The organism is Citrobacter sp. Igbk 16, assembly GCF_028069755.1.
In the GTDB taxonomy this organism is placed as follows: Bacteria; Pseudomonadota; Gammaproteobacteria; order Enterobacterales; family Enterobacteriaceae; genus Citrobacter.
In genome coordinates, this window is record NZ_JANEWJ010000004.1 from 47017 (window position 1) to 62333 (window position 15317).

14 protein-coding genes are annotated in these 15317 nt (G+C 51.6%); 8 read left to right on the plus strand and 6 right to left on the minus strand.

Translation table 11 applies throughout. The annotated features are described in order from the left end of the window. Positions 1–71: 71 nt before the first annotated feature. From phoP to roxA, 3 genes are all read left to right on the plus strand, one after another. Positions 72–743: a two-component system response regulator PhoP gene (gene phoP / locus NNO03_RS04370; RefSeq protein WP_137382962.1), complete on the plus strand. Its 672-nt coding sequence runs from the start codon at positions 72–74 to the stop codon at positions 741–743. Continuing rightward, positions 743–2206 (plus strand): two-component system sensor histidine kinase PhoQ, encoded by a 1464-nt coding sequence (gene phoQ, locus NNO03_RS04375; protein ID WP_271448918.1) that lies wholly within the window; start codon positions 743–745, stop codon positions 2204–2206. Before phoP ends, phoQ begins: the two co-directional genes overlap by 1 nt. A 92-nt stretch (positions 2207–2298) precedes the next feature. Continuing rightward, positions 2299–3420: a [50S ribosomal protein L16]-arginine 3-hydroxylase gene (gene roxA / locus NNO03_RS04380; RefSeq protein ID WP_271448919.1), complete on the plus strand. Its 1122-nt coding sequence runs from the start codon at positions 2299–2301 to the stop codon at positions 3418–3420. Positions 3421–3526: 106 nt separating this feature from the next. On the opposite strand, the gene pepT is transcribed toward roxA, so the two are convergent. Then, positions 3527–4750: a peptidase T gene (pepT, locus tag NNO03_RS04385; RefSeq protein WP_271448920.1), complete on the minus strand. Its 1224-nt coding sequence runs from the start codon at positions 4748–4750 to the stop codon at positions 3527–3529. Between the two features lie 249 nt (positions 4751–4999). On the opposite strand from pepT, the gene potA reads away from it, so the two are divergent. Genes potA through potD form a run of 4 tightly spaced genes read left to right on the plus strand, consistent with a single transcriptional unit; the run spans position 5000 to position 8824 of the window. Then, a complete protein-coding gene (gene potA / locus NNO03_RS04390; RefSeq protein WP_202038886.1) occupies positions 5000–6136 on the plus strand; it encodes a spermidine/putrescine ABC transporter ATP-binding protein PotA in 1137 nt (378 codons plus the stop codon). Further along, positions 6120–6977 (plus strand): spermidine/putrescine ABC transporter permease PotB, encoded by an 858-nt coding sequence (potB, locus tag NNO03_RS04395; RefSeq protein WP_137382944.1) that lies wholly within the window; start codon positions 6120–6122, stop codon positions 6975–6977. The genes potA and potB overlap by 17 nt, the downstream gene beginning before the upstream one ends. Beyond that, on the plus strand, positions 6974–7753 hold the full coding sequence (potC, locus tag NNO03_RS04400; RefSeq protein WP_003030794.1) for a spermidine/putrescine ABC transporter permease PotC: 780 nt from the start codon (positions 6974–6976) through the stop codon (positions 7751–7753). The genes potB and potC overlap by 4 nt, the downstream gene beginning before the upstream one ends. A 24-nt stretch (positions 7754–7777) precedes the next feature. Further along, positions 7778–8824 (plus strand): spermidine/putrescine ABC transporter substrate-binding protein PotD, encoded by a 1047-nt coding sequence (gene potD, locus NNO03_RS04405; protein ID WP_137382945.1) that lies wholly within the window; start codon positions 7778–7780, stop codon positions 8822–8824. Positions 8825–8923: 99 nt separating this feature from the next. On the opposite strand, the gene cobB is transcribed toward potD, so the two are convergent. The 5 genes from cobB to lolC form a co-directional block, all read right to left on the minus strand. Beyond that, the gene (gene cobB, locus NNO03_RS04410; protein WP_040231971.1) at positions 8924–9745 is read right to left on the minus strand and encodes a Sir2 family NAD+-dependent deacetylase; all 822 of its coding nucleotides are present in this window, start codon (positions 9743–9745) and stop codon (positions 8924–8926) included. Positions 9746–9760: 15 nt separating this feature from the next. Beyond that, positions 9761–10672 (minus strand): N-acetylglucosamine kinase, encoded by a 912-nt coding sequence (gene nagK, locus NNO03_RS04415; RefSeq protein ID WP_137382946.1) that lies wholly within the window; start codon positions 10670–10672, stop codon positions 9761–9763. Between the two features lie 145 nt (positions 10673–10817). Next, the gene (lolE, locus tag NNO03_RS04420) at positions 10818–12062 is read right to left on the minus strand and encodes a lipoprotein-releasing ABC transporter permease subunit LolE (protein ID WP_271448921.1); all 1245 of its coding nucleotides are present in this window, start codon (positions 12060–12062) and stop codon (positions 10818–10820) included. Next, a complete protein-coding gene (gene lolD, locus NNO03_RS04425; protein ID WP_003832278.1) occupies positions 12062–12763 on the minus strand; it encodes a lipoprotein-releasing ABC transporter ATP-binding protein LolD in 702 nt (233 codons plus the stop codon). Before lolD ends, lolE begins: the two co-directional genes overlap by 1 nt. Next, a complete protein-coding gene (gene lolC, locus NNO03_RS04430) occupies positions 12756–13955 on the minus strand; it encodes a lipoprotein-releasing ABC transporter permease subunit LolC (RefSeq protein WP_137382949.1) in 1200 nt (399 codons plus the stop codon). The genes lolD and lolC overlap by 8 nt, the downstream gene beginning before the upstream one ends. Positions 13956–14215: 260 nt before the next feature. On the opposite strand from lolC, the gene NNO03_RS04435 reads away from it, so the two are divergent. Continuing rightward, positions 14216–15280 carry an acyltransferase family protein gene (locus tag NNO03_RS04435; protein ID WP_271448994.1) on the plus strand — a complete coding sequence of 355 codons (1065 nt, stop codon included), beginning with the start codon at positions 14216–14218 and terminating at the stop codon, positions 15278–15280. Positions 15281–15317 lie beyond the last annotated feature (37 nt).

Consider the following 15317-nt stretch of genomic DNA (forward strand, 5'->3'; position numbering starts at 1 on the left):
TCATAGCGCTGCTTACAATATACATAATCAGCGTTAAACTATTCGTACCATGAATTTAGGGAGAAACAATGATGCGCGTGCTGGTTGTTGAGGATAATGCATTATTACGCCACCACCTTAAGGTTCAGCTACAGGATTTAGGCCACCAGGTGGATGATGCAGAAGATGCAAAGGAAGCAGACTATTTTCTTAATGAACACCTGCCGGATATTGCGATCGTCGATTTAGGACTCCCCGATGAAGACGGACTGTCGCTGATCCGCCGCTGGCGCAGCAATGATGTTTCATTGCCCATTCTGGTATTAACCGCCCGTGAAGGCTGGCAGGACAAAGTGGAAGTGCTCAGCGCCGGTGCAGACGATTACGTCACAAAACCGTTTCACATTGAAGAAGTTGCTGCAAGAATGCAGGCACTGATGCGTCGCAATAGTGGTCTGGCCTCGCAGATTATCTCGCTGCCGCCATTTCAGGTGGATCTTTCTCGCCGCGAACTGTCCGTGAACGATGAAGTGATTAAACTCACGGCGTTCGAATACACCATTATGGAAACGCTGATCCGTAATAGCGGCAAAGTCGTTAGTAAAGATTCGCTTATGTTACAACTCTACCCGGATGCTGAACTGCGAGAAAGTCACACCATTGATGTCTTAATGGGGCGTCTGCGCAAAAAAATTCAGGCGCAATATCCGGACGATGTGATCACCACGGTACGTGGACAGGGTTATCTTTTTGAACTGCGCTGATGAATAAATTACTGCGTCATTTTTTCCCGTTATCACTGCGGGTGCGCTTTTTGCTGGCAACCGCAGGCGTTGTACTGGTCCTCTCGCTGGCTTACGGCATGGTGGCTTTGGTTGGCTACAGCGTCAGCTTTGATAAAACAACATTTCGTCTGCTGCGTGGCGAAAGTAATCTGTTCTATACACTGGCCAAATGGGAAAACGGCAAAATCAATGTCGAGCTACCTGAAAATCTCGATATGCAAAGCCCCACAATGTCGCTGATTTATAATGAAAACGGCAAACTGCTCTGGGCCCAACGCGACGTTCCCTGGCTGGTACAACGTATTCAACCAGACTGGCTACAGACAAATGGTTTTCATGAGATTGAAGCCAATGTCGATGCCACCAGCACATTGCTACGCGAAGATCATTCGGCGCAACAGAAGCTAAGAGAAGTCAGAGAAGATGACGATAACGCAGAAATGACCCACTCCGTGGCAGTGAACATCTACCCTGCCACCGCCAGAATGCCACAACTGACCATTGTGGTTGTTGATACCATTCCTATTGAGCTCAAACGCTCATATATGGTCTGGAGCTGGTTTATTTATGTGCTGGTTGCCAATTTGCTGTTGGTTATCCCGCTGCTGTGGGTCGCAGCCTGGTGGAGTCTGAGACCAATCGAATCACTGGCGCGCGAAGTCCGTGAGCTTGAAGAGCATCATCGCGAGATGCTTAATCCTGCCACCACGCGTGAACTCACTAGTCTGGTGCGCAACCTCAACCGCTTATTAAAGAGCGAACGTGAGCGCTACGATAAATACCGCACCACGTTAACGGATCTCACCCACAGCCTGAAAACACCGTTGGCCGTGTTGCAAAGCACACTACGTTCGATGCGTAATGAGAAAATGAGCGTGAGCGATGCTGAACCCGTCATGCTGGAGCAAATCAGCCGTATTTCTCAGCAAATTGGCTATTATCTGCATCGTGCCAGCATGCGCGGTAGTAGCGCCCTTCTCAGCCGGGAATTGCATCCGGTTGCACCGTTGCTGGATAAACTGACCTCTGCATTAAACAAGGTGTATCAGCGTAAAGGGGTTAACATTAATCTCGATATTTCGCCTGAGACAAGCTTTGTGGGTGAACAGAACGATTTCGTCGAAGTACTGGGCAACGTCCTGGATAACGCCTGTAAATATTGCCTGGAATTTGTCGAGATCTCAGCGCAATTAACGGAAGATCATCTGCATATTGTGGTAGAAGATGACGGTCCCGGTATTCCACGCAGTAAACGTGAAGTGGTCTTCGACCGTGGTCAGCGCGTGGATACCTTACGCCCCGGGCAAGGTGTGGGTCTGGCCGTCGCACGTGAGATCACCGAGCAATATGACGGGCAGATTATCGCTGGCGACAGTCTGCTGGGCGGAGCGCGCATGGAAGTTATTTTCGGCCGCCAACATCCGGGACAAAAAGACGAGTAATCTTTACATGTAATAAATATGTACTGACTTCACGCTTGCGGTTAAGTATCCGTTATAATCGGTTGCAGATACCAGCCTGCGGGATGCTCATTATGGAATACCAACTCACTCTTAACTGGCCCGATTTTCTTGAACGCCACTGGCAAAAACGCCCGGTGGTCTTAAAACGCGGCTTTAACAACTTTATTGATCCACTCTCCCCTGACGAACTGGCTGGGCTGGCAATGGAAAGCGAAGTCGACAGCCGGTTGGTCAGCCACCAGGATGGCAAATGGCAGGTTAGTCACGGTCCTTTCGAGAGCTATGACCATCTTGGTGAAAACAACTGGTCACTGCTGGTCCAGGCCGTAAACCACTGGCACGAACCTACCGCGGCGCTGATGCGGCCATTCCGTGAATTGCCGGACTGGCGCATTGACGATTTGATGATCTCATTTTCTGTACCCGGCGGCGGCGTTGGCCCGCATCTGGATCAATATGATGTGTTCATCATCCAGGGAACCGGTCGCCGTCGCTGGCGTGTGGGTGAAAAACTGCAGTTGAAGCAGCATTGTCCGCACCCTGACCTGCTCCAGGTCAATCCGTTTGAAGCCATCATTGATGAAGAACTGGAGCCGGGCGATATTCTGTATATTCCACCTGGATTCCCGCACGAAGGCTACGCATTGGAAAACGCGATGAATTACTCGGTAGGTTTCCGCGCACCGAATACCCGGGAGCTGATTAGCGGATTTGCTGATTACGTTCTGCAACGCGAACTGGGTAGCACGTACTACAGCGATCCCGATCTGCCGCCGCGCGACCACCCGGCAGACGTGCTGCCGCAGGAAATGGACAAGCTGCGCGAAATGATGCTGGGGCTCATTAACCAGCCGGAGCATTTTAAACAGTGGTTTGGCGAGTTTATCTCTCAGTCGCGTCATGAACTGGACGTTGCTCCGCCTGAGCCGCCTTATCAGCCTGACGAAATCTATGATGCCCTGAAACAAGGCGATGTCCTGGTCCGTCTGGGTGGGTTGCGCGTACTGCGCATTGGCGATGACGTTTATGTAAATGGTGAGAAAATTGACTCACCGCACCGTCCGGCGCTGGACGCGCTCGCCAGCCATATTGTGCTGACAGCGGAAAACTTTGAGGATGCGCTGGAAGATCCGTCTTTCCTCGCCATGCTTGCCGCACTGGTGAATAGCGGATACTGGTTCTTCGAAGGATAAACTATTGAGAGTGCGCCGGATGGCGCTTCGCTTATCCGGCCTACGGGATACGATATTTGTAGGCCGGATAAGCGAAGCGCCATCCGGCCTCTACCGACAAAAGTGGCTACTGTTTCGCCGTCAATTCCGCAATACGCACAATCACCTGTACGGCTTTTTCCATGCCTTCCAGTGTCACAAACTCATGCTTACCATGATAGTTATAGCCACCGGTGAACAGATTCGGGCAAGGTAATCCCATGAACGACAGTTGCGCGCCGTCGGTGCCACCACGAATGGGTTTAAGATCCGGCTCGATGTCACAATCACGCATTGCCTGCTGGGCGATATCCAGCACATGCGGATGCTCGATCACTTTCTCTCGCATATTGTAGTAACTGTCTTCAATCACCAGCTCGATATAGCAGTCCGGATGTAACCCTTTACCGACCTTTTTGGCGATATCCATGATTTTGCGTTTACGCGCTTCAAACTGCTTACGGTCAAAATCGCGGATAATGTAGTGCATATCAGCCCGATCAACCGTCCCTTTCATGCTTGCCAGATGGTAAAAACCTTCATAGCCTTCCGTCGCTTCCGGGCTTTCATCGGCAGGAACTTCGGCATGGATGCGAGCCGCCAGCGACAGTGCGTTCACCATCACCCCTTTTGCCGTACCCGGATGCACATTGTTACCGACGATCTTGATATTGACCGACGCTGCGTTGAAGTTTTCAAACTCCAGTTCGCCCACACCGCCACCGTCGACGGTATAGGCCCACTTCGCGTCAAATGCTGCAACGTCGAAATGTTTCGCGCCTTTACCGACCTCTTCATCTGGCGTAAAGGCCACGCGGATATCACCGTGTGGAATATCTTTTTGTATCAACACGGCCAGTGCGGTCATAATTTCCGCAATACCGGCTTTATCATCCGCACCCAGCAGCGTTTTGCCGTCTGTGGTGATCAACGTCTGACCCAGAAGTTGATGCAGCACCGGGAACATTACCGGCGACAGAACCTCATCGCCAATACCGAGCGCAATATCGCCGCCACGGTAATTTTCAACGATTTGCGGATTGACGTTTTTGCCACTGAAATCCGGTGAGGTATCCACATGGGAAATAAAACCAATAGCGGGAATATTGCCTGCAACGTTTGCGGGCAACGTTGCCATCAACGTCCCCTTGTCGCTCAAGGAAATATTGACCAGCCCCATCTCTTCGAGTTGCTGCTTAAGCAACTGCAATAACTTCCACTGTCCTTCAGTGCTGGGTACCTGCCGCACGCCCGATTTTGATTGGGTGTCCAGCGACACGTAGTGTAAAAAACGCTCAAGTAGTTTATCCATGCAGTCACCCTCACTTTTTGTGACAACATTATCAATAAGCAACAAAAGACAAATATTGCGTCAGGTCACTTTTATCCCCGCAAGTGAGAATATTTCGCCATGACATCCTTCTGAATATAAAGCTAAGTCAGTAATTCGCAACAAGGATTGGCGATTACAACGCTTTGCCGTAGAATAACGGCCCTCATTAAGAGTCATCAAGGTGGTTAACCACAAACCCCGCATCGGTCAGCCATCCGTTGCGTTTACATGGGACAGAGTAAAAAATTGAATAAACAACCGCGTTCGCTTTCTCCACTGGTGCAATTAGCGGGAATTCGCAAGAGTTTCGATGGCAAAGAGGTGATTTCCAACCTGGATTTGACCATCAATAATGGCGAATTTCTCACGCTACTTGGCCCCTCTGGCTGCGGTAAAACAACCGTTCTTCGCCTGATTGCCGGTCTGGAAACGGTTGATTCCGGTCATATTATGCTGGACAACCAGGACATCACTCACGTTCCTGCGGAAAACCGCTACGTGAATACCGTATTCCAAAGTTATGCCCTATTCCCCCACATGACCGTTTTTGAAAATGTGGCCTTTGGTTTACGCATGCAAAAAACCCCCGCAGCCGATATTCCTCCGCGCGTCACCGAAGCTCTGCGCATGGTGCAACTGGAAGAGTTCGCTCAGCGAAAACCGCATCAACTCTCCGGTGGCCAACAGCAACGCGTGGCGATTGCCCGTGCAGTGGTCAATAAACCGCGTTTGCTTCTGCTGGATGAGTCTCTCTCTGCGCTGGACTATAAACTGCGTAAGCAGATGCAGAACGAACTGAAAGCGTTACAGCGTAAACTCGGTATCACTTTTGTTTTTGTCACCCACGATCAGGAAGAAGCACTGACAATGTCAGATCGTATTGTGGTCATGCGTGATGGCAAAATTGAGCAAGATGGCACACCGCGAGAAATCTACGAAGAACCGAAGAATCTGTTCGTCGCCGGGTTCATCGGTGAAATCAATATGTTTAACGCGACGGTCATTGAACGTCTGGACGAACAGCGTGTCCGTGCTAACGTTGAAGGTCGCGAGTGTAATATTTACGTGAACTTCGCGGTAGTCCCCGGACAGAAGCTACACGTACTGTTGCGTCCGGAAGATCTGCGTGTTGACGAGATCAACGACGATAATCATATTGAAGGACTTATCGGTTACGTGCGTGAACGTAACTATAAAGGCATGACGCTGGAGTCAGTTGTTGAACTGGAAAATGGCAAGATGGTAATGGTCAGCGAATTCTTCAACGAAGACGATCCTGACTTCGACCACTCGCTCGACCAGAAAATGGCGATTAACTGGGTAGAAAGCTGGGAGGTCGTACTGGCTGATGAAGAACACAAGTAAATTCCAGAGTGTGGTGATCGTCACCATTGTCGGTTGGCTTGTGTTGTTTGTCTTTCTGCCCAACCTGATGATCATCGGCACCAGCTTTTTGACCCGTGACGACGCTAATTTCGTCAAAATGGTCTTTACGCTGGAAAACTATGCTCGCCTGCTCGATCCGCTCTATTTTGAGGTGCTGGTTCACTCCCTCAATATGGCGCTGATTGCCACACTCGCCTGTCTGGTACTCGGCTATCCGTTTGCCTGGTTTTTGGTAAAGCTGCCGGAGAAAGTGCGTCCACTGCTGCTCTTCCTCCTGATTGTTCCGTTCTGGACCAACTCGCTTATTCGCATCTACGGACTCAAAATTTTCCTCAGTACCAAAGGCTATCTCAACGAGTTTCTACTCTGGCTCGGCGTGATTGATACGCCCATTCGCATTATGTTTACCCCCAGCGCGGTCATTATTGGCCTGGTGTATATCCTGCTGCCATTTATGGTGATGCCGCTCTACTCCAGCATTGAGAAACTGGATAAACCGTTACTCGAAGCTGCGCGCGATCTGGGTGCCAGCAAACTTCAGACCTTCACCCGCATTATTATCCCGCTGACAATGCCGGGAATTATTGCCGGATGTTTGCTGGTTATGCTGCCAGCCATGGGGCTGTTTTACGTATCCGACCTGATGGGCGGCGCGAAAAACCTGCTGATTGGTAATGTGATTAAAGTGCAGTTCCTGAACATCCGCGACTGGCCGTTTGGCGCCGCCACCAGTATTACCCTGACCATCGTCATGGGGCTGATGCTGCTGATCTACTGGCGCGCTTCCCGCTTGCTGAACAAGAAGGTAGAACTCGAATGATCGGTCGACTGCTTCGCGGCGGTTTTATGACCGCTATCTACGCGTACCTGTACATTCCAATCATCATTTTGATTGTGAACTCCTTTAACAGCTCGCGCTTTGGCATTAACTGGCAAGGCTTTACCACCAAATGGTACGGCCTGCTGATGAACAACGACAGTTTGCTGCAGGCGGCACAGCACTCACTGACGATGGCCGTGCTCTCCGCGACCTTTGCCACACTGATCGGTTCACTGACTGCGGTCGCTCTGTATCGTTACCGTTTTCGTGGAAAGCCATTTGTCAGCGGCATGTTGTTTGTGGTGATGATGTCGCCGGATATCGTGATGGCGATTTCGCTGCTGGTGCTGTTCATGCTGATTGGTATTCAGTTGGGCTTCTGGTCGTTGCTGTTTTCGCATATTACCTTCTGCCTGCCTTTTGTGGTGGTGACAGTCTACTCACGTTTGAAAGGCTTCGACGTACGTATGCTTGAGGCAGCAAAAGACCTGGGTGCCAGCGAAGTGACTATTCTGCGCAAAATCATTCTGCCACTGGCCATGCCTGCGGTAGCTGCGGGTTGGTTGCTGAGCTTTACGCTGTCGATGGATGATGTCGTGGTTTCGTCCTTCGTCACCGGACCCGGCTATGAAATTTTGCCATTAAAAATCTACTCAATGGTTAAAGTCGGCGTATCACCAGAAGTGAACGCACTGGCAACCATTTTGTTGGTTCTGTCGCTGGTTATGGTGATCGCCAGCCAGCTTATTGCACGTGATAAAACCAAGGGCCGTTGAGGCCCTTCATTCAGGGGACGTTAAATGAAAAAATGGTCACGCCACCTGCTCGCGGCGGGTGCTCTGGCACTGGGCATGAGCGCCGCTCACGCTGATGATAACAACACGCTGTATTTCTATAACTGGACCGAGTACGTTCCGCCTGGGCTACTGGAACAGTTCACTAAAGAGACCGGGATCAAGGTCATCTATTCGACCTACGAGTCGAATGAGACCATGTACGCCAAGCTCAAAACCTACAAAGACGGTGCGTACGATCTGGTGGTGCCTTCCACCTATTACGTCGACAAAATGCGCAAGGAAGGCATGATCCAAAAGATCGATAAGTCGACGTTAACCAACTTCCACAACCTCGATCCGGAAATGCTCAATAAGCCGTTTGACCCGAACAACGACTACTCAATCCCGTATATCTGGGGTGCGACAGCCATTGGTATTAACAGTGATGCCATTGATCCCAAAACCGTGACCAGCTGGGCTGACCTGTGGAAACCGGAATACAAAGGCAGCCTGCTGTTAACGGATGATGCCCGCGAAGTATTCCAGATGGCGCTGCGCAAGCTGGGATACTCCGGGAATACCACCGACCCGAAAGAGATTGAAGCCGCGTATAACGAGCTCAAGAAGCTAATGCCTAACGTTGCAGCCTTCAACTCCGATAACCCGGCTAATCCGTATATGGAAGGCGAAGTTAATCTGGGGATGGTGTGGAACGGTTCTGCGTTCGTGGCCCGTCAGGCGGGTACACCGCTGGAAGTCGTCTGGCCGAAAGAAGGGGGTATTTTCTGGATGGACAGCCTGTCTATTCCGGCAAATGCTAAAAACAAAGAAGGTGCGCTGAAGCTAATTAACTTCCTGTTGCGCCCGGATGTGGCGAAAGAAGTCGCGGAAACCATTGGTTACCCGACGCCAAACCTGGCGGCACGTAAGCTGTTAAGCCCGGAAGTGGCGAACGATAAAACGCTCTACCCGGATGCGGAGACCATCAACAAAGGGGAATGGCAGAACGATGTCGGTTCCGCCAGCGCTATCTATGAAGAGTATTATCAGAAGCTGAAAGCAGGACGCTAATTGCCCTCCTCGTAGGCCGGATAAGACGCACCAGCGTCACATCCGGCGTATCGTCACTGCCCGATGGCGCGACGCTTATCGGGCCTACGCCATCCGTGCTCACAGCCCTTTTAATAACTTCTCAACAAACTCAGGCACCACCTGGCTTGCCGGGCCGTAATACTTCTCTTCAAACTCGCTACCCACCTGGCTTGGCTCAAGATTTAACTCCACCGTATGCGCCCCATGCAAACGCGCTTCGTGGACAAACCCCGCGGCCGGATAAACATGTCCTGACGTGCCAATGGCAATGAAAACATCTGCCATCGCCAGTGCCATATAAATTTCATCCATCCCCAGAGGCATTTCACCAAACCAGACAACGTGCGGTCGCAGTGGCGCTGGGAACTGGCAGCAATGGCATTTGTCTTCCGGCGTGACGTCCCCTGTCCAGTCTAAAATCTGCCCGCTTTGCGAACAGCGAACCTTAAGGAGCTCGCCGTGCATATGGATAACGTTCTGGCTACCCGCACGTTCGTGCAGATTATCGATATTTTGCGTTACCAGTAGAAAGCGATCACCCAGCTCGGCTTCGAGTTTTGCCAACGCGATATGCGCCGCGTTTGGCTGAATTTCGGGCTGCTGCAACTGGTGACGACGGGCGTTATAAAATGACTGAACCAATCCAGGATTACGGCTAAATCCTTCCGGCGTTGCCACATCCTCAACCCGATGTTCTTCCCAAAGACCATCTGCAGCACGGAAAGTACGAATCCCTGATTCAGCAGAAATCCCCGCACCAGTCAGGACTAATACCCTTGGTTTTTCCACCAGCTCAGGCACCACTCTGTCTCTGAAAAAGATCCGTTGACGCAGGCGATCGCGCAAATGGCGTTTATTTTTACGAAAACGGCTTAATCGATGACCCCGACGCGACAGCATAACAACCTCTTTGTATTAATCGGTAAGATGTAGGAAAGCGGCTCCGCGCATCCCACCCGCATCACCGTGTCGTGCCTGCTCAATACGCGGCACACGGGCAACGGGCAGCAAATGACGTGGCAGTCGATCCGCCAGTTGCGTCGTAATAGCGGTAAAGTTCGACAAGCCACCGCCAATCACCACTAAATCTGGATCGACGATAGTCAGGATATTCCCCAGGCAAACGGCCAGCAAATCCAGATAACGCTCTACATGCGCACGCGCATGCTCATCGCCTTGCTCCCAGAGGGCGATAATTTCACGGGCATCCAGAGGTTGATGGTAGTAATGCTGGTACAACCATGCAAATCCGCCACCGGAAAGATAGCTTTCGATGCACCCCAGTTGACCACATCCGCATCGACGCAGTGGGAAATCAAATCCCATCAACGTCAACGCATCAACAGGCAAACGGATATGGCCGAACTCGCCGGTAATATAGCTACGTCCAGTGATAGACTTTCCGTTAAGCACCAGGCCACCACCGACACCAGTGCCGAGGATTAAGCCCATGACTAACGGATACTGGGTGAACTCATCGTCCCAGGCTTCGGAGAGTGCAAAACAGTTGGCATCATTATCCAGACGCACATCGCGATCCAGTCGTGCGCTGAGATCGGCCCGCAGCGGTTTGCCACTGGCGGCAGGAACGTTAGCCGCATACAGCGTGCCGTCTTCGGTCTCGGGCATGCCCGGAATACCAATCCCTACTGACCCCTTAACGCCAAAGCGCTGGTCCGCCTCTGTCACCAGAGCGCACACCGCATCAAGGAAAGCGTCATAGCTGTCGCGTGGCGTAGGGACACGTTTCTCCCACTGCAACCGACGGTGATTATCGAAGACGCCTAACGCAATTTTTGTTCCGCCAATGTCAAACCCGTAATACATCACCGCTCCTTGATACACGTCTTCCTTCAGGCTGCCTCTGCGTTGGCTGCACCCTCACACCCCGTCACATCGTTGTTTATGCGTCTGGTGATTTTCGGGCTTGCCGCCTTGAGACAGCATGAATGCCTTAGTGTATATCTTGTTGTTATTGGCCGCTAAGTACTCTCGCAGGGTCAATATTGCTGGCGCGACGCGCCGGATACCAACTTGCCAAAAGACTCAGCAACAATGCTGTCACCAACACATAAATCACATCCAGCCAGTGCAATTCAGATGGCAGGAAGTCAATAAAATAAATATCGCCCGAAAGGAACTGATGGCCGATAAGCGCCTCAATACCATTGATGATCGGTGTGAGCTGCAGAGAAACAACAACACCAATAACCACACCTATCAGACTACCGAACAGACCCGCCAGCAGTCCATACCAGACGAAGATAGCGCGGATCAGCCCGTCTTTCGCCCCCAGCGTTCTTAATACCGCAATATCACCGCTCTTGTCTTTTACCGCCATCACTAACGTTGAAACGATATTGAAACAGGCAACGCCAATCACCAACACCATGGCCAGATACATAATGGCGCGAATCATCTGGATATCGCGATACATATAGCCGTAAGTACCGATCCAGCTCTTAATGTAGACATAGTTGTTGGTCACTTCACCGGCGTCTCTGACCAACTTATTGGCGTTAAAGACATCGTTGACCTTCAGGGCAATCCCGGAAACGCTGGAGCCCATATCCAGATACTGCTGCGCGTCTTCCATTGGGATCATGGCGAAGCTGTGATCGAGCTGACCGCTCAGTTGCAGAATACCGGTAACGTGCAAACGCACACGTTTAGGCTGCTGTAGCTTGTGATCGGCGCTGGCATTGGGGATCATAATCGACACCCAATCCCCCTGCTTCACCTTCAGCGCGTCAGCAATCCCCTTGCCAATAATGACCTGCTGCTCACCCGCTTTGAAATTATCCCAGGCATGGTTTTGCACAAATGACGGTAGCGCACTTAAACGTTGCTCCTGCTTCGGATCCACGCCTTTTACCTGTACGGCACGCAAGTTCGCCCCACTCTCCACCAGCCCGGTGAAATTGATATACGGCGCTGCAGCGACAATACCCGGTACCTTCTGCACGTTGGCCAGCGCGTCCTGCCAGTTATTCCACGGCTGGTTCACCGCTTCTATCTCACCGTGCGGCACAACCGCCAGAATACGGTTGTTCAACTCGCGCTCAAAACCGTTCATGGCGCTCAAACCGACAATCAATACCGCCACACCTAATGCAATACCGATGGTGGAGATGACGGAAATCAGCGAAACCATACCGCCGCGCCGCCGACCACGGCTAAAACGTAACCCAATCAATAACGATAAAGGCGAAGCCATTACTCTGCTCCCATCAGGCTCAGTTCGGCCGTCAGGCGACCATCACGCATTTCAAGCTGGCGGCTCATGCGCTTCGCCAGTTGCAGATCGTGCGTCACAACCAGAAATGCTGTGCCCTGAGAACGGTTCAACTCACCCAGAAGCTCAAAAATACTGTCCGCGTTACGCGCATCAAGGTTACCTGTTGGCTCATCTGCCAACACCAGACGCGGGTTATTCACCAGCGCACGGGCAATCGCAACACGTTGACGCTCGCCGCCTGAGAGTTCGGACGGACGGTGGCTGGCACGGTGATCCAGCCCAACCGCTTTCAGCATGTCACGTGCGCGCTCGGTAATTTCAGCCGGCTTCTTCTTGCCAATCAGTAGCGGCATCGCCACGTTTTCCAGCGCGGTAAAGTCTGGCAACAAATGGTGGAACTGGTAAATAAATCCGAGCTTCTGATTACGCAGTTCCGCTTTCGCCGCTGACGAGAGTTTGCTCATCGGTTGACCGCTAAAAATAACGTCGCCGGAAGTCGGCGTATCCAGCCCGCCGAGCAGATGAAGCAATGTACTTTTGCCGGAGCCTGAGCTGCCGACAATCGCCATCATCTCACCCTCGCCGACGCAAAAACTGACATCGTGCAGAACATCAGTCTGCACCGTGCCTTCCTGATAGCGTTTGCACAGGTTGTCGCATTGCAACAGGATCTTATTCATAACGTAAAGCCTCAGCGGGTTGAGTGGCGGCAGCGCGCCAGGAAGGATAAAGCGTAGACAGCAGTGCGATGGCCATTGCCACCAGTGCAATAACGATCACCTGCAACGGCTCAATAGCGACAGGCAACGCGGCACCGTCCAGCAGCACGCCGATAATCGGCATCAGGTTGTTCAGTTGGCTGGCAAGCAACGCGCCCAGCACGGCCCCCAGCAGCGCGCCGATAATCCCGGCACTGGCCCCCTGAACCATAAACACCATCATTATTTGCCGCGGCGTGAGCCCCTGCGTTTGTAAAATCGCCACTTCCCCTTGCTTCTCCATTACCATCAGACCCAGCGAGGTAATAATATTAAACGCCGCTACCGCCACGATCAGGCTCAGCAACAGCCCCATCATGTTTTTTTCCATTCGCACCGCCTGGAACAGCTCACCTTTACGCTCGCGCCAGTCCTGCCATTTGGTGCCTTGCGGTAACGTTTGTTGACTCAGCGTATCAACCTTGAGCGGTTCATTTAGCCACAGACGCCAGCCGGTGATATTGCCTGCCGGATAACGCATCAGACGTGACGCATCCTGGATGTTGGTCAACATCTGATAACCATCGACTTCACTATTGGCGGCAAAGGTACCAATCACCGTAAACAAACGCTGGCTCGGCAAGCGTCCCATTGGCGTAAACTGACTGGCAGAAGGCACCATCACGCGAATTTGATCGCCGCGATTCACACCTAACTGTCCGGCAAGCTGCTCACCGAGGATGACATTATACTTACCCGGTTCGAGATCTGTTTGCTTCACATTGACCAGATACGGCGTTAACGGATCTTTTTGCGCCGGGTCGATGCCCAGCATCACCCCGACTGCCACGCTACGCGCACTCTGCAGGACCACATCGCCCGTTGTTAGCGGCGCAACACGGTTGACGCCGTTCAATACCACGGCTTTTTCCGGCAACTGCTGCGGGTTAAGAGAGCCTTGCTCAGCCGAGAGAATAGCCTGAGGCATCAGACCAAGGATGTTATTTTGCAGCTCGCGCTCGAAACCGTTCATCACCGACAATACCGTGACCAGCGCCATTACCCCAAGAGTAATGCCAATGGTAGAGAGCCAGGAAACGAAACGACCGAAGCGATCTGCTGCACGCCCACGCATATAACGCAGGCCAATGAATAGAGCGACAGGTTGGTACATGAAATCCGTCTGGTTGCTGTTAGCAAAGTCACGAGTATATAAGCGAAAGCGGGATGGGTAAATGACTGAACCGTAAGTGTTCGTCAGCATTGTTCTGAAAAGTATAACCAAATCAATTCGCTAAAGTTTCCACTTTTCCCTCATCCTTTGTTCCTGATCTTTATCTTAAAAAAATAAAAAGCAGACGGTTACGCATTACAGCGAAGGAAGGTTTTTGCAGGATGGCAGGCTATCTCACACACTATGGATACGCCACTGCAATGAATAAAAAAGAGTTATGGATTAATCAAATCAAAGGGTTATGTATCTGCCTGGTAGTTATTTACCACTCGGTCATTACCTTTTATCCCCATCTCACCGCCTTTCAGCATCCACTCTCACAGGTGCTAACCAAATGCTGGATCTACCTCAATCTGTATCTGGCACCGTTTCGCATGCCAGTCTTTTTCTTTATTTCGGGCTATCTGATCCGCCGCTACATTGCAAACATCCCGTGGACAACCTGTGTAGACAAACGCATCTGGAGTATTGCCTGGGTGCTGATACTGTGGGGAATCGTGCAATGGCTGGCGTTGACCACGCTCAATAACTGGCTGGCTCCGCAACGTGAGCTGGGCCATGCGGCCAATGCAGCCTATGCCGGTTCACTGGGAGACTTTACATGGGGAATGCTCACAGCCAGCACCAGTCTGTGGTATCTGTATGCGCTGATTGTCTATTTTGTCTTGTGTAAGATCTTCAGCCGCTGGGCATTACCGCTACTGGGACTGTTTGCATTGCTGAGTGTGGCAATCAACTTTTTCCCGACCCCATGGTGGGGGCTAAACAGCGTAATACGTAATTTGCCCTGGTACAGTCTCGGCGCCTGGTTTGGCGCAACGCTGATGACGTGGATCAAAGACGTTCCCCTTCGCCGTCACGCAGTCATCGTAACGGTGAGTACACTGGTGGCTGTCATCGCCTGGCGGGCAAATATTTCGCTATTACTCTCACTGGTTTCCATCGTACTCATCATGAAGTTGTTTTATCAATTTGAACAACGTTTTGGCATGAGTGCATCCAGTCCATTGAGCGTGATAGGTTCCAATACTATCGCCATCTACACCACCCACCGAATTCTGGTGGAACTGATTAGCTTAACGCTACTTCCCAAACTCAATCATACCGTCTGGTCCGCAAACGTAGAGCTGGCCCTGCTACTGATGTACCCGTTCGTCTGCTTACTGTTGTGTACGCTGGTCGGACTAATGGTTCGAAAGATTTCACAAAAAACCGTTGCCGATCTGCTCTTCTCACCGCCGTCTTTCTCCATCGTTTTCCGCTAAACCTTACGCGCTTTTTGCCCCCATTCGGGGGCGAATC